The organism is Pantoea sp. SGAir0183 (assembly GCF_043545505.1).
Map to the genome: position 1 here is coordinate 1,326,636 of NZ_CP028053.1, position 21,291 is coordinate 1,347,926.

At 57.4% G+C, this 21,291-nt stretch carries 19 protein-coding genes; 11 read left to right on the forward strand and 8 right to left on the reverse strand.

Going from position 1 to position 21,291, the window contains the following annotated elements:
- Positions 1–91: 91 nt before the first annotated feature.
- The 3 genes from fadI to sixA all read left to right on the forward strand — a co-directional run bounded on the left by fadI (position 92) and on the right by sixA (position 4,206).
- Entirely contained in the window at positions 92–1,402 is a 1,311-nt protein-coding gene (gene fadI, locus C1N59_RS06395; RefSeq protein ID WP_039339733.1) for an acetyl-CoA C-acyltransferase FadI, read from the forward strand.
- On the forward strand, positions 1,402–3,522 hold the full coding sequence (gene fadJ, locus C1N59_RS06400; protein ID WP_394550440.1) for a fatty acid oxidation complex subunit alpha FadJ: 2,121 nt from the start codon (positions 1,402–1,404) through the stop codon (positions 3,520–3,522). The genes fadI and fadJ overlap by 1 nt, the downstream gene beginning before the upstream one ends.
- A gap of 201 nt (positions 3,523–3,723) precedes the next feature.
- Positions 3,724–4,206: a phosphohistidine phosphatase SixA gene (gene sixA / locus C1N59_RS06405; RefSeq protein ID WP_006120087.1), complete on the forward strand. Its 483-nt coding sequence runs from the start codon at positions 3,724–3,726 to the stop codon at positions 4,204–4,206.
- Between the two features lie 71 nt (positions 4,207–4,277).
- Here the strand turns inward: sixA and C1N59_RS06410 are convergent, their stop codons facing one another.
- Together C1N59_RS06410 and smrB are read right to left on the reverse strand one after the other, a co-directional pair.
- The gene (locus C1N59_RS06410) at positions 4,278–6,098 is read right to left on the reverse strand and encodes a methyl-accepting chemotaxis protein (RefSeq protein ID WP_394550441.1); all 1,821 of its coding nucleotides are present in this window, start codon (positions 6,096–6,098) and stop codon (positions 4,278–4,280) included.
- Between the two features lie 274 nt (positions 6,099–6,372).
- A complete protein-coding gene (gene smrB / locus C1N59_RS06415; RefSeq protein WP_039339724.1) occupies positions 6,373–6,921 on the reverse strand; it encodes an endonuclease SmrB in 549 nt (182 codons plus the stop codon).
- 160 nt (positions 6,922–7,081) lie between these two features.
- Between smrB and prmB the strand changes: the two genes are divergently transcribed.
- Genes prmB through C1N59_RS06445 form a run of 6 tightly spaced genes read left to right on the forward strand, consistent with a single transcriptional unit; the run spans position 7,082 to position 11,660 of the window.
- Positions 7,082–8,014: a 50S ribosomal protein L3 N(5)-glutamine methyltransferase gene (prmB, locus tag C1N59_RS06420; RefSeq protein WP_006120083.1), complete on the forward strand. Its 933-nt coding sequence runs from the start codon at positions 7,082–7,084 to the stop codon at positions 8,012–8,014.
- Positions 8,015–8,060: 46 nt separating this feature from the next.
- Positions 8,061–9,146: a chorismate synthase gene (gene aroC, locus C1N59_RS06425; RefSeq protein ID WP_033740703.1), complete on the forward strand. Its 1,086-nt coding sequence runs from the start codon at positions 8,061–8,063 to the stop codon at positions 9,144–9,146.
- Between the two features lie 4 nt (positions 9,147–9,150).
- Positions 9,151–9,969, forward strand: coding sequence for a penicillin-insensitive murein endopeptidase (gene mepA / locus C1N59_RS06430; RefSeq protein WP_394550795.1), 819 nt, complete (start codon positions 9,151–9,153; stop codon positions 9,967–9,969).
- 8 nt (positions 9,970–9,977) lie between these two features.
- Complete coding sequence (locus C1N59_RS06435) at positions 9,978–10,781, forward strand: sulfite exporter TauE/SafE family protein (RefSeq protein WP_006120080.1); 804 nt, start codon at positions 9,978–9,980, stop codon at positions 10,779–10,781.
- Between the two features lie 19 nt (positions 10,782–10,800).
- On the forward strand, positions 10,801–11,343 hold the full coding sequence (locus tag C1N59_RS06440) for an elongation factor P hydroxylase (protein WP_039339723.1): 543 nt from the start codon (positions 10,801–10,803) through the stop codon (positions 11,341–11,343).
- 32 nt (positions 11,344–11,375) lie between these two features.
- Positions 11,376–11,660, forward strand: coding sequence for a YfcL family protein (locus tag C1N59_RS06445; RefSeq protein WP_006120077.1), 285 nt, complete (start codon positions 11,376–11,378; stop codon positions 11,658–11,660).
- A gap of 28 nt (positions 11,661–11,688) precedes the next feature.
- On the opposite strand, the gene mnmC is transcribed toward C1N59_RS06445, so the two are convergent.
- Positions 11,689–13,701 carry a bifunctional tRNA (5-methylaminomethyl-2-thiouridine)(34)-methyltransferase MnmD/FAD-dependent 5-carboxymethylaminomethyl-2-thiouridine(34) oxidoreductase MnmC gene (gene mnmC / locus C1N59_RS06450; RefSeq protein WP_394550442.1) on the reverse strand — a complete coding sequence of 671 codons (2,013 nt, stop codon included), beginning with the start codon at positions 13,699–13,701 and terminating at the stop codon, positions 11,689–11,691.
- A 151-nt stretch (positions 13,702–13,852) separates the two neighbouring features.
- Here mnmC and fabB point away from each other — a divergent pair, with 151 nt between their 5' ends.
- Entirely contained in the window at positions 13,853–15,073 is a 1,221-nt protein-coding gene (gene fabB, locus C1N59_RS06455; protein ID WP_033740697.1) for a beta-ketoacyl-ACP synthase I, read from the forward strand.
- Positions 15,074–15,158: 85 nt separating this feature from the next.
- On the opposite strand, the gene C1N59_RS06460 is transcribed toward fabB, so the two are convergent.
- Positions 15,159–16,598: a MocR-like pyridoxine biosynthesis transcription factor PdxR gene (locus C1N59_RS06460; protein WP_054687422.1), complete on the reverse strand. Its 1,440-nt coding sequence runs from the start codon at positions 16,596–16,598 to the stop codon at positions 15,159–15,161.
- Positions 16,599–16,686: 88 nt separating this feature from the next.
- On the opposite strand from C1N59_RS06460, the gene C1N59_RS06465 reads away from it, so the two are divergent.
- Positions 16,687–17,130 carry a rhodanese-like domain-containing protein gene (locus C1N59_RS06465; RefSeq protein WP_006120072.1) on the forward strand — a complete coding sequence of 148 codons (444 nt, stop codon included), beginning with the start codon at positions 16,687–16,689 and terminating at the stop codon, positions 17,128–17,130.
- Position 17,131: 1 nt separating this feature from the next.
- Here C1N59_RS06465 and flk read toward each other — a convergent pair whose 3' ends face one another.
- From flk to C1N59_RS06485, 4 genes are all read right to left on the reverse strand, one after another.
- Complete coding sequence (gene flk, locus C1N59_RS06470; RefSeq protein WP_033740689.1) at positions 17,132–18,172, reverse strand: flagella biosynthesis regulator Flk; 1,041 nt, start codon at positions 18,170–18,172, stop codon at positions 17,132–17,134.
- Between the two features lie 114 nt (positions 18,173–18,286).
- The gene (locus C1N59_RS06475; RefSeq protein WP_033740688.1) at positions 18,287–19,789 is read right to left on the reverse strand and encodes a tripartite tricarboxylate transporter permease; all 1,503 of its coding nucleotides are present in this window, start codon (positions 19,787–19,789) and stop codon (positions 18,287–18,289) included.
- Positions 19,790–19,799: 10 nt separating this feature from the next.
- A complete protein-coding gene (locus C1N59_RS06480; RefSeq protein WP_054687426.1) occupies positions 19,800–20,231 on the reverse strand; it encodes a tripartite tricarboxylate transporter TctB family protein in 432 nt (143 codons plus the stop codon).
- A 12-nt stretch (positions 20,232–20,243) separates the two neighbouring features.
- The gene (locus tag C1N59_RS06485; protein WP_394550443.1) at positions 20,244–21,224 is read right to left on the reverse strand and encodes a Bug family tripartite tricarboxylate transporter substrate binding protein; all 981 of its coding nucleotides are present in this window, start codon (positions 21,222–21,224) and stop codon (positions 20,244–20,246) included.
- Positions 21,225–21,291 lie beyond the last annotated feature (67 nt).

Consider the following 21,291-nt stretch of genomic DNA (forward strand, 5'->3'; position numbering starts at 1 on the left):
TTGGCGGCGTAGCCGCTTGTGGTTAACACTGTGGATCAGGTCAGACCTCTTTTGGCAATGATGCCCCGGTCACGATGCACAGGTGGATACAATGAGCAAAGCGCAGTCACTGTTGACGCGTACGGGCGAGCGCATCGCTATCACTCATGGATTACGTACGCCTTTTCTCCGTCAGGCGACAGGATTTCATGGCATTCCCGCCGTAGAGCTGGGCCGGATGGTGGTCAGTGAAATGGTGGCCCGGAGTGAGTTACCGGTCGGGATGATTGAGCAACTGGTGTTTGGTCAGGTGGTGCAGATGCCAGAGGCTCCCAACATCGCGCGGGAAATTGTGCTGAGCAGTGGTCTCAGCGTCAGTACCGATGCGTACAGCGTCAGCCGAGCCTGTGCGACCAGCTTCCAGGCGGTGGCTAACGTCACGGAAAGCCTGCTGGCAGGCACGATTTCGGTCGGTATTGCGGGCGGCGCGGATTCCTCTTCCGTCCTGCCGATTGGCGTCAGTAAAACGCTGGCTCGTGCGCTGGTGGATATGAACAAAGCAAAAAGCCTTTCCCAAAAGTTTCAGATTCTGCGCCGCCTGCGTCCCGGCGATCTGTTACCGGTGCCGCCTGCCGTGGCCGAATACTCCACAGGATTACGCATGGGCGATACCGCAGAACAGATGGCGAAAACGCACGGCATCAGCCGGGAAGAACAGGATGCGCTGGCTCTGCGTTCGCATCTGCGCGCAGCGCAGGCCTGGCAGTCGGGCGTGCTGAATCAGGAAGTCATGGCCGCCTTCGTCCCGCCCTTCAAGGCCCCCATAGACCAGGATAATAACGTGCGAATGGATGCGAAAGCGGCTGACTATGCCCGTTTACGTCCGGCGTTTGATCGCCAGCACGGCACGGTAACGGCAGCCAACAGCACGCCGTTAACGGACGGGGCGGCGGCGGTGATATTGATGCGTGAAGGCCAGGCCAAAGCGCTGGGATTACAGCCGCTGGGCTATCTGCGCAGCTACGCCTTTACCGCCATTGATGTCTGGCAGGACATGCTGCTCGGGCCCGCTTACGCCTCGCCGCTGGCGCTTGATCGTGCTGGCATCACGCTGGCTGATCTGACGCTTATTGATATGCATGAAGCGTTCGCGGCGCAGACCTTGAGTAATATCAAGCTGTTTCGTGACGAACGTTTTGCCCGCGAGGTATTAAACCGCTCGCACGCGCTGGGTGAAATCGACGATGCACGTTTTAACGTCCTGGGCGGCTCCATCGCCTATGGTCATCCTTTTGCGGCGACCGGCGCGCGCATGATCACGCAGACCTTAAATGAATTGCGTCGGCGCGGAGGCGGGCTGGGACTGGTCACGGCCTGTGCCGCCGGAGGATTAGGTGCAGCCATGGTTCTGGAGGCCGAATAATGGAACAGCGCGCGTTTACTTTGCAGATGCGGGACGATCATGTTGGCGTGATCACCATTGATGTGCCCAATGAAAAAATGAATACGCTGAAGGCGGAATTTGCGGTCCAGATTGCCAGCCTGATTAGCGAGGCACGCCAGCATCCGCAGCTGCTCGGGCTGGTACTGATTTCCGGGAAGCCTGACAACTTTGTAGCAGGTGCCGATATCACCATGATTGATCGCTGTCAGCGTGCGGATGAAGCCGAAGCTCTGACAAGGCAAGGGCAGGAGGTAATGGCCGCGATTGCCGCCTTGCCGTTTCCTGTGGTGGCCGCGATTCACGGGGCCTGCTTAGGCGGCGGTCTTGAGCTGGCGCTGGCCTGTCATTCACGCATCTGTACGCTGGATGATAAAACCCGTCTGGGACTGCCGGAAGTGCAACTGGGATTACTGCCCGGTTCGGGTGGCACGCAGCGTCTGCCGCATCTGATTGGTGTGCAAAAGGCTTTACCTCTCATCCTGACGGGGAAAAGCCTGCGCGCGAAGCAGGCGAAGAAGCTGGGGATTGTCGATGACGCGGTGCCGCAGGCGATCCTGCTGGATACCGCTATCGAAAGCGTTAAAAAAGGCAAATGCCGCCGCGCACCGCTTCCGCTGCGCGACCGTCTGCTGCAGGGGCCTATCGCCCGCCAGGCCTTGTTTGCGCTGGTCAGGCGGGAAACGGAACGCAAAACCCAGGGGAACTATCCGGCCACGCAACGTATCATCGATGTGGTGCGCATTGGGCTTGAGCAAAGCAGTCAGGCAGGTTATGCCGCCGAGGCGCGCGCCTTTGGCGAGCTGGCCATGACGCCGGAATCGGCGGCGCTACGCAGCCTGTTTTTTGCCTCCACCGCGCTGAAAAAAGAGAACGGAACTGAGGCGCAGCCCCGGCCAGTCGAACGTGTCGGTGTGCTGGGCGGCGGGTTGATGGGCGGCGGCATTGCCTGCGTCAGCGCAATTCATGCCGGTCTGCCCGTGCGCATCAAAGACATCAGCCTGAACGGCATTAATCATGCGCTGCAGACCAGTTGGGCGCTGCTGAGTAAAAAAGTGCAGCGTCGTCAGCTCACCCCGGCGCAGCGCCAGCAGCAGATGGCGCGCATCAGCGGCGGTACCGACTATCAGGGGTTTACCCAACGTGACATCGTCATCGAGGCGGTGTTTGAAGATCTGGCGCTGAAACAGCAAATGGTGGCAGAGGTGGAAACGCACTGTCAGCCCCAGACGATTTTTGCGTCCAATACCTCTTCCCTCCCGATTGCCGACATTGCGGCGAAGGCCGCGCGTCCTGAGAATATTATTGGCCTGCACTACTTCAGTCCGGTGGAGAAAATGCCGCTGGTTGAAGTTATCCCGCATGCGGCGACATCGCCTGAAACGCTCGCCAGCACCGTCACGCTGGCACGTAAACAGGGCAAAACGCCGATTGTGGTCGCTGACAGACCGGGCTTTTACGTCAACCGTATTCTGACGCCCTACATCAACGAAGCGATGCGCTGTCTGCTTGAGGGCGAACCTGTTGAACATATTGACCGCGCACTGGTGATGTTTGGCTTTCCGGTTGGGCCGGTTCAACTGCTGGATGAGGTGGGCATCGATGTTGGCAGTAAAATCTCGCCCGGGTTGCAGCAGGCTTACGGTGAACGGTTTGCGGCACCGCCTGCTCTGGCGGCCGTGATCAACGACGGACGCAAAGGGCGAAAAAATCATAAAGGGTTCTATCTGTATGAATCGTCACGTTTGCAACGTAAAAAGCCGGATCCCACCGTGTACGACGTATTGCAGATTAAACCCGCAAGCGTGCAGAGTGGGGCACACATCGCAGAGCGCTGCGTGATGATGATGTTAAATGAGGCGGTGCGCTGTCTGGATGAGCAGGTTATCCGCTCGCCCCGTGACGGTGATATTGGTGCGGTGTTTGGTATTGGCTTTCCCCCGTTTCTGGGTGGGCCATTTCACTATATTGATCGCCTTGGTGCTGGGGAAATCGTCAACAGATTAACGCGGCTTGAGCAGCAATATGGTGACCGCTTTGCACCCTGTGAAAGATTGCAGCGGGCAGCGCAACAGCAGACAAAGTTTTACACTTCTTCATAAATATGAATATCCATCCTGATTCAGGGGGTTAGTCGTGTGTCGCACCATCATGATGCGACGCCGTAATCGGGTAGGTGCTTATTTAATAAACAACCGGTTGACTATACTGAAGCCATTAGGGTAAAACACGACGTTCATTCGCAGAATGAAGCGCCTGACACGAAGGTGTCAGGCGATGTCGACAAACAACAGCGGTGCTTTATGCAAGTTTTTATCATGCGTCACGGCGATGCGGCGCTCGACGCTGCCAGTGATTCAGTCCGGCCCTTAACGCTTTGTGGATGTGATGAATCACGCCAGATGGCGAACTGGTTAAAAGATCAGGCTGTTGACATTGAACGTGTCCTGGTCAGCCCTTATCTGCGTGCGCAACAAACGCTCGCGACAGTTCGTGAGGCGCTGCCCTTACCAGACGGGGCGGATATCCTGCCGGAGTTAACGCCTGGCGGCGATCCGGGGCTGGTGGGCTGCTATTTGCAGACGCTGGCAAACGAAGGGGTGAAATCGGTGCTGGTGATCTCTCACCTGCCGCTGGTCGGTTATCTGGTGTCGGAGCTGTGCCCTCAGGAAACGCCACCGATGTTCGCTACTTCGGCCATTGCCTGCGTGGATTTTGACCCGGCGGAAAGCCAGGGCAAGCTGCTCTGGCAGGTCAGTCCTAAAAAACTGGCAAAAGCGATGTAAACGCTGTCGGGCCATCCTCTGGCCCGACACTGAAAACGTTTGACTCACTTCACCCGTTTTCTTTCCATACGTTACGCAATCACAAAACGCGACACCGATCCTGCCAGTGTTTGCGCCTGATCGTGCAGCGCACTGGCGGCAGCGGACGACTGCTCCACCAGCGCGGCGTTCTGCTGCGTCACGTTATCCATCTCAACAATCGCGACGCCTACCTGCGCAATGCCGCGATTCTGCTCTTCCGACGCATGAGAAATTTCGTTCAACAGATCCGTCACGTTACTGACCGAGTTGACGATCTCCCCCATGGTGTTCCCCGTCTGACTCACCAGTTGCGAACCGGCATTAATACGCGCCACAGAATCATGAATCAGCGCTTCAATCTCCTTCGCCGCCTGCGCACTGCGTTGTGCCAGATTACGCACTTCGCTGGCTACCACGGCAAAGCCCCGACCTTGTTCTCCGGCCCGTGCCGCTTCTACGGCGGCATTGAGTGCCAGGATGTTGGTCTGAAACGCGATACTGTTTATCACGGAGGTGATTTCTGAGATTTTGCCAGAGCTGGTGGTGATCTCATTCATGGTGCTGACCACATCCGTAACCAGCTGCCCACCGCGGCTGGCGGTGTCGAAGGTTTGCTGCGCCAGTCGACTGGAATGATGAATGTTGTCTGCGTTCTGCTTAACCGTTGCGGTCAGTTGCTCCATGCTGGCTGCGGTCTGCGCAAGGGCGGCGGCCTGGCTTTCTGTGCGGGCTGACAGATCATTATTGCCGGAGGCAATCTCCGCTGAAGCCTGACTGACGCTGGTCACGCCACTGCGGATACCGCTGATAATGCGACGCAGCTCATCGCTCATTTCACCGACTGCATGCATCAGTTCGCCCAGCTCATCCCGACGGGACGATTTCAGCACGGTGCTGAGGTTGCCACGCGCCATCTGATTAGCGACGTGCAGCAGTTCAGCGAGAGGACGCGTCAACTGGCGGGTAATAAACAGGGCGATAAGAATGCCTGCTATGATAGCGGCGATGATAATCACCGTCATCAGCCAGACGGCCTGATTCGCGTCGTGATTGGTCGCATCTAACTGCTGGGTAAACAAGGCGTTGCTCATGTCGGTCAGGATTTTGCCCGCAGCCGCCAGTTGCACAGTGGCTGCGTCACCAGCCGCCACCGACGCCATCAGCGCATTGATATCGCCCTGTTTGGTCTCAAGCTGTGCGCTGACTTTTTCAAGCGCAGCACTGTCTGCGGCGTTAAGGCGCGGTTTGACCTGAGCCATCAGCTGCACGGTTTCCGACAGGAAGTTGCTCAGGGCGTTGCGATCTTCTTCTTTGTGCTCAAGGCCAAAGAGTTTGACACGTACCGCCACGCCGCCCAGGTGTTTATTGATTTCCTGTAACGCCGCGCTCGTCTGCGGGTCACTGCTGTTGCTTGCGGCCAGTTGGCTGATATCCCGCATCTCATCCGCCACGGACAGGTTCTGAAGCGCCTGTGCCCCGTTACGGACAGCCTGTACCGTATCGGCGCGTTTCTGCCGGTAAGTGGCAATAGCGGACGGCATCGCCGTAATCATCGCCTGCTGACTGTCATCCCAGTGAAAAACGCCCAGGTTTTTCAGATTCTGATCCACCTCTTTCAGCAGATTTTCGTTAACGTCGATGAATTTTTCATCATGCGTTTTCACGAACTGCAGTCGGGCATCTTTGGCCTGTGAAAACCGGTCATTAACGCTTTTCAGCTCCCTGAGCTTTTCGGCCCGGACGCTGATGTCGTTCAGATTTTTAATCCCGCATATCGCTACGGCCAGACTCAAAAGTAAAATCAGTCCAAAACCGAGCATCAGCTTTTTGCCCACTTTCAAATTCTCAAAAAAATGACTTAACCCGCTCATTCAAAAAGTTCCCTTGGTCAATGTGCCGAAATAATCAAACGTAATGTGCCTAAATGCTTAGACGTTATCGGCAGCGAGTAAATTGTATTCAGTATAAATAATTACATAAGCAAATAGTCTGCGTCAGTCTGAACAAAAACGGGCAGAACAGAGGACCAAAAACAGGCGCAAAAGTGAAAGAAAGCGGGCGTCGGTTAAACCGGTTTCCCCCGGCAAAGGGGGGAAGAAACGGGGCGAAACGGCGGGGTGGAAAAGACGTCTCAGGGCAGGAATATCAAGGCAGCTCTGGCGGTTGCCACTCTTCGACTTCAATCAGGACCAGCAGCGCGGCGTCGCCACCAAACATTTTGGGTGCCTGATGAAATGCCATTACCCAGGGATGCTGGGCCAGCCACAGCGGCGTTTGTTGCTTTAAAATATGTTTACCATGTCCGGTCATCACGCTGGCACAAAAAAGGTGTTCGCGACGGCAGGCGGCAATCAACGCGCCCAGTTCCTGTTTGGCCTGCATCTGTGTGAGTCCATGCAGATCGAGAAAAATTTCTGGCGTGTAATCGCCCCGACGCAGCTTTTTCAGCTCGAAATGGCTCACGTCCGCACGGACATAGCGCGTCGCCCCTTCTGTGGACAGCAGCGGCTGGAACTCATCGGAAAAATAATGGCTGTTGTCCGCTTGCTCAGACAGCAGGCGTTTAACCGGCACGTCGCGGGTTTTGACCACCGGCTTATGCACGATAGTATCTTGTTTCAGTTCTCGCGTGCCGGTCATTAACTGACGGAACAGCGCTTGATCATCCTGGCTCAGGGTCGGTTTTTTACGCATGGGTCGTGAATCATGTCTGAGGTGGCTGATTAACAGCAGAAGCCATTACCTTACCGTTTACTGTCATTAATTGTCAGCTTTTTCACCTTGCTGCGCTGAATTCTGCTCGGCTTCGTGGCAAACTATCGGCCGATTTAGTTAAAGGCCTGCGGAGGGCTATGTGGACAAAATTTTCGTCGATGAGGCAGTGAACGAACTGCACACCATTCAGGATATGCTGCGCTGGTCGGTCAGCCGCTTTACCGCGGCTGGCATCTGGTACGGACACGGCACAGATAATCCCTGGGACGAAGCCGTCCAGCTGGTTCTGCCCACGCTTTGGTTACCGCTTGATATTCCGGAAGACATGCGCAATGCCCGCCTGACCGCCAGTGAACGTCATCGCATTGTCGAACGCGTCATTCGTCGCGTTAACGAACGCATCCCGGTTGCCTATCTGACTAATAAAGCCTGGTTCTGCGGCCATGAATTCTATGTCGATGAACGCGTTCTGGTTCCCCGCTCGCCGATTGGGGAGCTGATTGAAAACCGTTTTGCCGGCTTAATCCCTGAAAAGCCGCGTCATATTCTGGACATGTGCACCGGAAGCGGCTGTATTGCCATCGCCTGTGCTTACGCCTTCCCGGACGCCGAAGTTGACGCGGTGGATATCTCCCACGATGCGCTGGCGGTGGCGGAACAAAATATCGAAGAGCATGGTTTGATCCACCATGTCACGCCGATTCGCGCCGATCTGTTCCGCGAATTGCCGCCTGTGCAATACGATCTGATCGTAACCAATCCGCCCTATGTGGATGCCGAAGATATGGACGATCTGCCGGGCGAATATCACCATGAGCCTGAGCTGGGTCTGGCGGCCGGAAGCGATGGCCTGAAGCTGGTCCGCCGTATTCTGGCCTGTGCGCCGGGTTACCTGAGCGAAAACGGCGTGCTGATTTGCGAAGTCGGCAACAGTATGGTGCACATGATGGAGCAGTATCCCGATGTGCCTTTCACTTGGCTGGAGTTTAACAACGGTGGTGACGGTGTCTTTATGCTCACCCGTCAGCAAATCGTTGATGCACAGCACCATTTCTCATTCTATAAAGACTAAAAAGAGGGGCGAGCGTTCGCCCGTCAAACCGTAACAAGGAATCTCAATGGCCGGAAACAGCATCGGACAGTTCTTTCGCGTCACCACCTTTGGCGAATCTCACGGCATTGCTCTGGGATGTATTGTTGATGGCGTGCCGCCCGGCATTCCGTTGACCGAAGCCGATATCCAGCACGATCTGGACCGCCGCCGTCCGGGCACTTCGCGTTATACGACGCAGCGCCGTGAACCGGATCAGGTCAAAATTCTGTCAGGGGTGTTTGAAGGTGTCACCACAGGGACCTCGATTGGCTTGCTGATTGAGAACACCGATCAACGTTCGCAGGATTACGGCGCCATTAAAGATCTGTTCCGACCCGGCCATGCGGATTACACCTACGAACAAAAATACGGTACGCGCGACTATCGCGGCGGTGGCCGTTCATCGGCACGTGAGACGGCGATGCGCGTGGCGGCGGGCGCCATCGCCAAAAAATACCTGCACATGCAGCACGGGATCGTGGTGCGGGGCTATCTGGCGCAGATCGGCGACGTGGCCTGTGAACTTAAAGACTGGACCATCGTTGAAGAGAATCCGTTCTTCTGCCCGGACGCCGATAAGCTTGAGGCGCTGGATGAACTGATGCGCGCGCTGAAAAAAGAGGGCGATTCTGTCGGTGCCAAAGTCACGGTCATGGCGGAAAATGTCCCGCCGGGCCTGGGCGAACCGGTCTTTGATCGCCTGGATGCGGATCTCGCGCATGCGCTGATGAGCATTAACGCCGTGAAGGGCGTTGAAATTGGCGACGGCTTTGCCGTGGTGAATCAGCGCGGCAGTCAGCATCGCGATGAAATTCGGGCTAACGGTTTTCAGAGTAACCACGCAGGCGGCATTCTCGGCGGTATCAGCAGCGGTCAGACTATCAGCGCCAATCTGGCGATGAAGCCGACCTCCAGCATTACCGTGCCGGGCAAAACCATCACCCGCGACGGGGAAGAAGTGGAGATGATCACGAAAGGCCGTCACGATCCCTGCGTGGGCATTCGTGCGGTGCCGATTGCCGAAGCCATGATGGCAATTGTGCTGATGGACCATCTGCTGCGCCAGCGTGCGCAGTGTGGCGATGTCAACTCCACCGTGCCACGTTGGTAACCTGATGAAAGTGATGCTGATGCTCAGCGCGCTGTTACTCAGCGCGGCAAGCCTGGCGGCGACGCCGTGGCAGCGTATTCAGCACCCTGTCGCGGGTGCACCGAATGCGATTGGCGGCTTTGCCAACGGCTGTATTGTCGGCGCGCAGGCTCTGCCGCTTAACTCACCGGATTATCAGGTCATGCGTCAGGATCAGCGTCGCTATTTCGGTCATCCCGACCTGATTCTGTTTATCCAGCGCCTGGCCATGCAGGCGCACAATCTGCAACTGGGCAACGTGCTGATTGGCGATATGGGCATGGCTGCCGGCGGACGCTTCAGCAGCGGCCATGCCAGCCACCAGACCGGACTCGACGTGGATATCTGGCTACAACTGCCAAAAACCCGCTGGAGCGCACAGCAGTTACTGAAACCTCAGCCGCTGGATCTGGTGGCCGCCGATGGCAGGAACGTCGTTGCGCGTCACTGGCAGCCTGAAATCGCCAGTCTGATTAAACTGGCGGCGAAAGATGAAGATGTCACGCGCATCTTCGTCAATCCGGCGATTAAAAAGCAGCTTTGCGCGGATGCGGGTACAGATCGAAGCTGGTTACATAAAGTACGGCCCTGGTTCGCGCACCGCGCCCATATGCACGTCCGTTTGCGCTGTCCACAGGGCAGCCCGGATTGTGAGGAGCAGGCTCCCCCGCCTCCCGGGGATGGCTGCGGGGCAGAGTTGCAGAGCTGGTTCCTGCCAAAGCAGCCGGGTTCTGCGCCTGTGAAGCACGAACCCCCGCCGCTGCCGCCTGCCTGTCAGGCGCTGCTGGATAAACATTTACTGTAAGGGTTCCCATGGAGTGGTTCATTGCCAGCCCGCTGGCGGTTGTCCTGCTGTTTTTTATTGCGCTACTGGCTGGATTTATTGATTCGATTGCGGGCGGCGGTGGCTTGCTCACGCTTCCTTCTCTTCTGGCGGCCGGGCTGTCGCCGGCGCAGGCGCTGGCGACCAACAAACTCCAGTCGGTCGGCGGCTCTTTCTCTGCCAGCCTGTATTTTGTACGGCGGGGAGCCATTACGTTGCGTGAGCAACGGCTGAATATCGCCATGACCTTTCTGGGCGCGGTGGGCGGCGCGGTGCTGATTCAGCATCTTCAGGCCGATTTCCTGCGGCAAATCCTGCCGCTGCTGCTGATCGCCATCGGTATGTGGTTTTTGTTAATGCCGCGCATTGGCGAGGAAGACCGGGTGCATCGTCTCAGGGGGCTGCCTTTTGCCCTTATCGGCGGTGGCTGTATCGGTTTTTATGATGGTTTTTTTGGCCCGGGAGCTGGCTCGTTTTATGCGCTGGGCTTTGTGACGCTGTGTGGCTTTAACCTGGCGAAAGCGACTGCGCATGCCAAACTGCTTAACTTCACCTCAAATTTTGGCAGCCTGCTGTTCTTTATCTTTGGCGGGAAAGTGGTGTGGGGCACCGGCCTGATCATGATGCTGGGCGCGGTCTGTGGCGCACGACTGGGCGCAAGGCTGGTTCTGGCGCGTGGGCAAAAGCTGATTCGTCCGATGGTGGTGATCGTTTCGGCGGTCATGAGCATGAAATTGCTCTGGGACAGCCACGGCAGTGAGGTTCTGGCCTGGCTGGCGGCGCTGAATCTGTAATACTTTACGTGAATATTGAATGACAACACATGACTACCCGCAGCTCATTACGCTGTTTGACCGCTGCTTTAGCGAAGACTTTCAGACCCGTCTAATTAAAGGCGATGATGAACCGATTTATCTTCCTGCAGACAGCGAATCACCATGGAACCGGGTGGTGTTCGCCCATGGTTTTTACGCGAGTGCGCTGCATGAAATTTCGCACTGGTGCATTGCCGGTGAAGCCCGGCGCAAGTTAGTCGATTTTGGCTACTGGTATTGCCCGGACGGGCGGGATGCGCAAACGCAAAGCCAGTTTGAATCGGTTGAGGTGAAGCCGCAGGCCCTGGAGTGGATGTTTTGCGTTGCCGCAGGCTTTCCCTTCAATGTCAGTTGTGACAATCTCGATGGCGATTGTGAGCCCGATCGCATTGCTTTTCAGCGTAAAGTTCATGCCCAGGTCATGAGCTACCTGGCGTCGGGCATTCCTGCCCGTCCCGCACGCTTTATTTCAGCCCTGGCTGAATTTTATGGCAGGCCTTCTCTGACCGCATCACAGTTTCCATGGCCGGAAGATGTGTAATGCAGAAGGGATTATTTAACAGAGGAATTGAGATGATCGCAGAATTTGAAGCGCGTATTCTGGCCCTGATTGACGATATGGTTGAGCACGCCAGTGACGATGAGCTGTTTGCCAGCGGTTATCTGCGTGGCCATTTAACCCTGGCAGTCGCGGAAGTGGAGCAACTGGATGACCACACGCCGCAGGCGCTGCAGATTCAGGTCACCCGCAGCCTGCAAAATGCCATTGCCGCCGGAGAGTTATCGCCACGGGATCAGGCGCTGGTCATTGGCATGTGGGATAATCTGTTTTTACAGGCGCGTCAGCAGACTGCCTGAGTGAGCAGGGCGGCATGCCGCCCTGGTGCTATTTCCCCGCTTTTTTGCCCTTCAGCAGCTTTCTGACCCAGTAACGATTAGGATTCAGCGCCGCCAGCGTGCTGGCATCCAGCGGCTGAGGTTCGCCGCTCAGCTGTGCCGCCAGGACTTCTGCCGCCAGCGGTGCGCTGCACAGCCCGCGCGAGCCAAGTGCGCCGAACAGATAAAGGCCGGGAAAGTACGGCGCCGCTGGGATCGCCGCTCCGCGGGCATTCTGCTGCGCCAGATCGGCATAAAGCGCAAGCGTTGCTGCGTAATCCGGCGCACAGCCCACCATCGGTAAGTGATCCCGCGTGGCACAACGTACGCCGCTGCGCGCTGCGTTCTGACTGACATCCACCGCATTAACCCAGTCGCTGTGCGGCAGGCAATGCTGCAGGCGGCGGTGATTCTCCTGCTGATCCGCTTCACGAAAGGCGGTGGAGGTCTCGCCCCGGTGATAGCTGGCCCCGATACAGTGCGTCGCAAACTGGGGACTGGCGGGCGTGAGATAGCCATCGTAGCAGAGCACCGTCCTGAGCGCCGACAGCGCAGGCGATACGGGAACATGGCTGACCTGACCGGCCACCGGATACACGGGCAGCGCGTCGGTCTGGGGCAGGTCGGTGAGGTGATGGCCGTTCGCCAGCACCACGGCAGCGTGATGCACATCGGGCTGTTCGCTAAAGGTTAACGTCCAGCCCTGCGCATTCTGACTGAGCGCGGTGACGCGATGCAGCCAGTGTACACGCAATCCCAGTTGCTCGCCCCTGGACAGCAGGGAAGAGGTCAGTTCGGCCGGGGCTAACCAGCCGCCCATCGGGTAATAGATGCCGCCGCAGTGCAGCGCAACCTTCGCCCGCGCCTCGGCTTCCTGTTGCGTCACGCCATGGGCAATCTCTTCAGGTAATCCCATCGCCAGCATCTGTTCAATCTTGCTGGCACTTTTATCGTCCCAGCCGAGCTGCAGGACGCCGCTCCAGTCGTGTTCGAACGGCAAATCCAGCGCGTCATACAGGCGACGGGCAAACGTGAAGGCGGCGGGGAAAAAGGTGGCAAGCGCCGGATCGTGCTGATTAAGCAAAGGGTATAGTGCGCCCTGACGATTGCTGGATGCGCCCAGCGCGGGGGCTTCGTCGGCGCAATACAGCGTAACGCGCCAGCCGCGGCGCAGTAAAGCCAGCGCCAGCGTCGCACTGGCGATACCACCGCCCACCAGAGCAACCTCTTTTTCAGACGGCGCAGGCCGGGCATACCAGGGTTGGCGCGGGCACTGTGCTGGTGCCTGTTCAAGCGAGCCGCACAGCATTTCCCGTTTTGGACCAAATCCTTTACGGCGCGTGACCGCAAAGCCCGCTTCCTGCAAGCCACGACGCACGAAACCGGCGGCCGTAAAGGTGGCAAATGTGCCCCCTGGCCGGGCCAGCGCCGCCATCGACTGAAACAGTTCCGGCGTCCACATATCGGGATTTTTCGACGGCGCAAAGCCATCTAAAAACCACGCGTCGACCTGACGATGCAGACTGTCATCAAAATTATTAATTAGCGCATTAATATCGCCTAACCACAGATCCAGCGTGATGCGGCCGGCATCGAATAACAGCCGCTGGCAGCCGGGCAGGGCCAATGGCCACTGACGCTGGAGTTGGTCGGCCCAGGGCGCAAGTTCAGGCCAGTGCTGATGGGCCGCCATCAGATCGGCCTGGGTCAACGGAAATTTTTCAAAGCTGATGAAATGCAGTCGCTTCAGCGCCGCATCGGGATGATGACGCTGGAACTGGTCAAACGCCTGCCAGAGCGTAAGAAAGTTAAGGCCGGTGCCGAAGCCGCTCTCGGCCACAATCAGCAGGTCGCGTGGGTGGTGGTGAAATCGTTGGGGGAAATGATTGCCACCCAGAAACACGTAGCGCGTCTCTTCCAGACCATTATCGTTGGAAAAGTAGACGTCGCCGAAGGCTCGGGAAACAGGTGTACCCTGTTCATTCCAACTCAGTTGGGCATGTTCAACCGGAGACAGTTTCACAGTAAAGGCTCATTTTTCAGGGAATGGCAGGAGTTTATCGGTCGGGGGAAGATGACGCAAATTTACAAAGGAATTGGCTGATCGGACTTGTTCGGCGTACAAGTGTAAGCTAGAGTGCTCGTCAAATAACAGAAGTGTTGAGGAAGATTGAATGAAACGTGCTGTGATTACTGGCTTAGGGATCGTTTCCAGTATTGGTAATAACCAGCAAGAGGTGCTGGCATCTCTGCGTGAAGGCCGCTCAGGCATCACTTTTTCCCAGGAGATGAAAGATTCCGGCATGCGTAGTCACGTCTGGGGTAACGTTAAACTCGATACCACCGGCCTCATTGATCGCAAAATTGTGCGGTTCATGAGTGATGCGTCCATCTATGCTTACCTGTCAATGGAAGAAGCTATCAAAGATTCTGGCCTGAGCAACGAAGCCTACCAGAACAACCCTCGCGTAGGTTTGATTGCAGGTTCCGGCGGCGGTTCTCCACGTTTTCAGGTTTTTGGCGCGGATGCGATGCGCAGCCCACGCGGCCTGAAAGCCGTTGGCCCTTATGTGGTGACCAAGGCGATGGCATCCGGTGTTTCTGCCTGCCTGGCCACACCGTTTAAAATCCACGGCGTAAACTACTCTATCAGTTCAGCCTGTGCGACCTCTGCACACTGTATTGGTAACGCGGTTGAGCAGATTCAACTGGGCAAGCAGGATATCGTTTTTGCCGGCGGCGGCGAAGAGCTGTGCTGGGAAATGGCCTGTGAGTTCGATGCGATGGGCGCCCTGTCGACCCGTTACAACGACACGCCAGAAAAAGCGTCACGTACCTATGACAACGAGCGCGACGGCTTCGTTATCGCAGGCGGCGGCGGTATGGTCGTGGTGGAAGAGCTGGAGCATGCGCTGGCTCGTGGCGCGCACATCTATGCTGAAATCGTGGGCTACGGTGCCACCTCTGATGGTGCTGATATGGTCGCACCGTCAGGTGAAGGCGCTGTACGCTGCATGAAGATGGCGATGCAGGGCGTGGACACGCCAATCGACTATCTGAACAGCCATGGTACCTCTACGCCAGTGGGCGATGTCAAAGAGCTGGGTGCTATTCGTGAAGTGTTTGGCGAAAACACACCGTACATCTCTGCGACCAAAGCCATGACCGGCCACTCCTTAGGAGCGGCGGGTGTGCAGGAAGCGATTTACTCACTGCTGATGCTGGAGCACGGCTTTATCGCCCCAAGCATTAACATCAGCTCGCTGGACGCCGCGGCAGAAGGCATGAACATCGTGACAGAGCCGACGGAAAAAGCCCTTACCACCGTGATGTCTAACAGCTTTGGTTTCGGCGGCACCAACGCCACCCTGACCCTGCGTAAATACCAGGCATAAGTGTGGCGAAGCGTCATGTTGCGCGCAGCATGACGCACACACATCCAAAAGGCCGGCGATTGCCGGCCTTTTTTGTTTCGGTCCATTAGTCACGTTGACGGGATGCGCTGCGTGACAGCAGCCTGACCAGACTGTCACATCCCGCCACAATTTCATCCGGCGTGAGCGCCGCAAAACCTAATAGCCAGCCTTGCCGGTTTGTTTTTTCGCTATACAGCGGGCTGAGCCGGGGTAACAGTAAGCCCGCGTTTGCCGCCTGTACGGTCAAAGCGCCTTCATCCCCCTGTAACAGGTTAACAGCCAGTTGCAGTCCGCCCGGACAGGGAAAGGGGGTGAGCCACGGCGTCAGACGCTGTTCAATCTGTTCCAGTAAGCGATCGCGACGGCTCTGGTAAAGCTGACGCATCAGGCGCAGATGACTGGCGAAGTGCCCCTGCTGCATAAACGCGGCGGTCACCGCCTGGGGAAGCAGGGCGCTGTGACCATCCAGAATGCTGCGTACGCGACCCGAGGGTTCCACCAGCGCCTCGGGCACGACCATCCATGCCAGGCGCAGGGACGGGAACAGGGATTTTGAAAACGTGCCTAAGGTTATCACCCGCTGATCCCTGTCGAGTGCGTGCAGCGCGGGAGCGGGGCGCTCATCATAGTGAAACTCACTGTCATAATCGTCTTCGATGAGCCAGCTACCGTTGCGGCGAGCCCAGTCGAGCCAGGCGAGACGACGTGGCAGACTCAAGGCAACACCTGTCGGATACTGATGGGAGGGCGTCAGGTACATCAGCTTTGCCGCGCCAGGCTGAGGGACGGCGCCCTGGCCATCCACACTTATTCCGCTCACGCGGGCACCCGCAGCCAGAAAGGCGTTGCGTGCGCCCGCATAACCCGGCTCCTCCATCCACACGTTATCGCCAGGGTCGACCAGCATCAGCGCCAGTAGCTGAAGGGCCTGCTGCGAGCTGGTCAGAATCACGACCTGCTCAGGCTGGCAGTGAATGCCGCGCGACAACGCAAGGTAATCAGCCAGCGCGTGGCGCAGTGGCATATAGCCTGACGGATCGCCATAGCCCATCACGCTCTGGCCTTCGCTGTGCTGGATACGTGCGGTTAACCGCCGCCAGACCGCATGAGGAAACGCCCGCAACTCCGGAGAACCCGCTGCAAACGCACAGGGAAACGGCGCGTCCTGGCAGCCGCCTGTCGCCAGGACCTGCTGGCCGCGTCGTGACAACCGGGCCATGCGGCTGGCGCGAATGCGGGGAGCTTTGTCAGGGAGAGTGATGGCAACAAAACTGCCCCGGCCTGTTTCCCGCCGCAGATAACCCTCGCTTTCGAGCTGGGCGTAAGCCGCTTCCACCGTCACGCGTGACAGCGTTAAATCCGTGGCCAGCTGACGTGTAGAGGGCAGTTTCTGTCCGGCCTGAAGGTGCGCGGTTTCTATCCACTGACGCAGCGTGGCGCACAGGCGGTCACGCAGACCGCCCGTGGTCTGATGATGAAACAGTTGCAGAAGCGGTGACGACATAATGGTCTTATCAACAGGTTCAGATGGGTCTTAGTCAGGCATCCACTTTGCCGTACACTGCCGTCATCACACAACAGGAGAAATGCCGATGTCATCCGTTTTACGTTTCCCTCCCGCCTCACCGTCGCAAAGCGTGGCGTATCTGCAGGCTAAACTGGCGTATTACACCGATGCCTGGGATCTGGCTGAGGATCTTTCCCGTCAGGTTCAGGGGATTGTGGTCGTGGATGCGCGCCAGGCAGAGGCATATCGCGGCGGTCATATCTGTGGCGCGATCTCTTTCCCACACCGGGAAATGAACGAAGCCAGCACGGCCCGCCTGGATCGTAATAAAGTGTACGTCACCTACTGCGATGGGATTGGCTGCAATGGCTCAACCAAAGCGGCGCATCAGTTAGCCTTGTTGGGCTTTCAGGTGAAAGAGCTGACTGGCGGGCTGGATTTCTGGAAGCGGGATGGTCACCCCATGGCATGGGGCGATGAGGCGGGCGAATGGCCGCAGACAACGGCTGCGGCATCCTGTGGTTGCTGACTTACAGCACCAGCCAGAGCAGAAAGGCCAGTACGATCAGCCCGACGACCGCGGCCAGTAAGGGGCGCTCAGCCAGCGGTTTCAGTGCGGGCGGCAGCGAGGCGGAAATCGGTGCCCAGATGGGGTGCGGATTCAACTCACTGTCGGCCAGCGCCTGCTCATGGGCTCGCTCTGCGCGCCGTGAAAACAGGAAGTTAAGCAGGTCCTGCGTCTGGGTCGGCGTCAACACCGTCTGCGGGGTAGCCTGGAACCGTTGCTGGCTGTAATCCTCCAGCATCTGCTGCTCACGCTTGTCCAGAGGATGTTTCAGTGAGCTTTCAATCAGCTGCAGCGTTGGCGCGCTGTGCTGGCTCAGCGTCTGACGCACCTGGAGATACTGAGTCAGTAACGGGTAATGGCGTGAAGGAATCGGATCGCCGCTGGTCAGGTTCACCAGCTTCAGCGCCGCCGTCCAGATTTTGCCGCTGGATTCGCCGGTGGCGGCCGCCAGGCGGACGATCTGCTGATTCAGCGCCTGGTGTTCGGCGGGCAGCAGAGAGCGATCGCTGGTGCGACTCTGTTGCGGCTGGGGGATTGCCATCTGACCATTTTGCAGCATGGTTAACACCTGACGCAGCTGGTCCTGCGTCAGGGCACTCAGCACCGTCTGACCAAACTGCTGACGGATAAAATCACTGACAGCCTGACGATTGTTTCCTTTCGGCAGCAATTCGGTCAGTTGCGTCATCAGCTGACGTGTGGCATGGCCATTTTGCACCTGCGCCAGGCGGGCGTTGAGAAACTGCTCGGCAGCCGGGAAGTGGCGCGACTGCAGTTCCGCTTCACTCTTCACACCCACTTCATGGCGCAGCCCAGCCCAGAGCTCCGGCGCTTTTAACGTGCTGAGAGACATGATGCGCACAATCAAACGCTCAAGCGTCGTACGCTGGGCAGGCGACAGCGGTTGTTCACCGGCAACGCTGCCCGGACGTGAAGTGTCAGTTTGGGGATTAACAGATGAACGATCGCCGACCGGCACACCGGGGCCGCTGACAGGTTGCATGGCGGATTCCTTGGAAAACAGACTAGCGTGGGGTGCGCCGGAAACAGAATACGCTATGATAACAAAAGCCCCCTGGAAATCCACGGGGCTGATGTGTTTCAACCAAAGATTTACTTACTGATGCGCAGGCGTCGCTTTACGGCGCAGACGTTTCCATACAAACGGAACAATCAATACCGCCACGGCCAGGATCAGCAGCACTTTGGCAATCGGGCTCTCCCACAAAATCGCCATTTCACCATTGCTGATAGACAGCGCACGGCGCAGGTTCTGCTCCAGCATTTCGCCCAACACGAAACCTAAGATCAGCGGTGACATCGGGAAGTCCATTTTTCGCAGGATATAGCCAAAAACACCAAGCCCGACCATCAACAGCAGGTCAAAGGTGGTGCTGTGTACGGCGTAAACGCCAACCGCAGAAATGGCGGCAATGGCCGGTACCAGAAACCACAGCGGAATGGTCAGCATACGCGCGAACACGTTGATCATCGGGATGTTCATAATCAGCAGCATCACGTTGCCAATTAACAGCGCCGCAATGAGCCCCCAGACGATATCCGGCTGTTCGGTAAACATCGCCGGACCGGGCGTGATGTTATATAGCGTCAACGCGCCGACCATCACCGCGGTGGTGCCAGAGCCCGGAATGCCCAGCGTCAGCATCGGAATAAACGATCCGCACGCCGAAGCGTTGTTGGCGGCTTCTGGCGCAGCAACACCACGAATATCGCCCTTACCAAACTGGTCGCTGCCGCTGATTTTTTTCTCTGTCATGTAGGCGATTGCGCTGGCGATGGTGGCACCGGCTCCGGGCAAGACACCGACAAAGAAACCAATAAACGATGATCGCAGCGTAGCCCCGGTCGACTGGGCGGCTTCTTTCATGTTGAACATCATGCGGCCACTGGCGCGCACCACCTTTTGTCCCGTATGGGTGGATTCCAGCATCAGCAAAATTTCGCTCACCGAGAACAGGCCAATGACCACCACGACAAACTGAATGCCGTCGGAGAGGTGAACGCTGTCAAAGGTAAAGCGGTAAACGCCGGTGTTGGCATCCACGCCAACGGTCGCCATGCTTAAGCCAATCAGGGCGGACAGAAATGACTTGAGCGGATTCTGGCTCATCATGCTGCCCAGGCAGGCAATGGCAAACACCATCAGCGCAAAATACTCCGCCGGGCCAAACGCCAGCGACCAGCGCGCCAGCAGCGGGGCGAACAGGATGATGCCGATAATCGCAATGGTGGAGCCGACAAACGAACTCACGGCAGAGACAGACAGCGCTACGCCCGCTTTTCCCTGCTGTGCCATGGGGTAGCCATCCAGCGCGGTCATAATCGCGCCAGCGTCGCCCGGCACATTGAGCAGTATCGACGAGATGCGTCCGCCGTATTCACAGCCCAGATACACCGTTGCCAGTAAAATCAGGGCAGACTCCGCAGGCAGGTGCAGCGCAAAGGCCAGCGGCATCAGAATGGCCACGCCGTTGATCGGACCCAAACCGGGCAGCAGGCCAACAATCGTTCCGATAAAGCAGCCAGTTAAGGCAATCAGCAGGTTTTGCGGTGTCATGGCAACGGCAAAACCCTGCATGAGAAAAGACCAGATATCCATTTTTCTCTCCTTAGCTCATCAGGCTGCCAGCCGGCAGGGTGACATCCAGCAGATGGTCAAAGGCGTAAAACAGCGCCCACCCCATAACCGCGCCGGACAGGACGGCGGCCCACCAGCGCGCGCCAAACAGCATGCCGATGCCGAAGGTCAGGAGCGCGGTGGATAACGGGAACCCCAGACGTTCAAACAGCCAGCCATACACGAACAGCATGACGGCCAGCGCCACCAGACGTTTCATCGTCTGCGGTGCGGGCCACTGGATAGCATCGGGCTTTCTCAGCAGCAGCATGACGGCACACAGCGCCATTAGGGTGAGTAGCACCAGCGGAAAAGGCCGCGGGCCGACGGGTTCATAACTGTATTCACTCTGGATTTGCCAGGCGACGACTAACCCTGCCAGACATAACACCAGCCACAGCATGGCAAAAATACGATCGCTCATGATGCGCTCCGGTTACTTAGCCAGACCAAATGATTTCGCCTGCTCACGGTAAGCGGCCACCTGATTCTTCACGTATTTATCCAGTTCTGCGCCAAAGAGATTGAACTCAAACAGGCCACGCAGTTCGCGCTGTTGCCTGAATTCGGGCGTTTGCACCATTTTTTCGAACGCGTTCTGCCACCACTGGTAATCCGCGTCGCTGACCTTCGGCCCCAGATAGAAGCCACGAATAATGGGCCATTCCACGTTAAACCCTTGCTCTTTCGCCGTCGGAATCGTCGCCAGCTGATTGGGCAGACGCTTGTCGGCCATCACCGCCAGGACGCGCAGTTTACCGCCTTGCAGGTGCGGCACCATTTCGCTGAGATCGCCCGACATCACCTGAATATGATTGCCCAACAACGCGGTGACGACTTCGCCCCCGCCTTCAAAGGCGACATAGCGCATCTTACGCGGATCGATACCGGCTTCTTTCGCCACCAGCGCGGTCTTCATCCAGTCCTGACTGCCGATGGAGGCACCCGCACCGACCACCACCTTGGTCGGATCTGCCTTCATGGCCGCCATTAATTCGCCCAGATTTTTCCACGGCGCGTCTTCCCGCACGGCGATCATGCCGTAATCTGTGCCGATGGCCGCTAACCACTTCACATCATCGACCGAGTAACGACCAAATTTTCCCTGCGACAGATTCAGCAGTGAGCCGCCCGAAAAGGCGACCACAGTGCCTGCTTCAGCCGGGCGCTGAGCCACAATAGCGTTATAGGCCACAGCACCCACGCCGCCAGGCATGTAGGTAATGCGCATCGGTTTTTCGATCTGTTTGGTTTCCATGAGTGAAACCTGAATCAGCTTACAGGTCAGGTCGAAACCGCCACCCGGTTTGGCGGGGGCAATGCATTCGGTCCTGTCGGGGGCAGCGGCATTACCTGGCGACGGCAACATGAGAGCCAACAGGGCAGAGGCGAGGGCGGTGTGGATTATTTTTTTCATCGTGCGCTCCATCTTTCTTTCAGAGTGTGATTACTACCGACAATTCGGCGTTATTGAATTGTTAAAT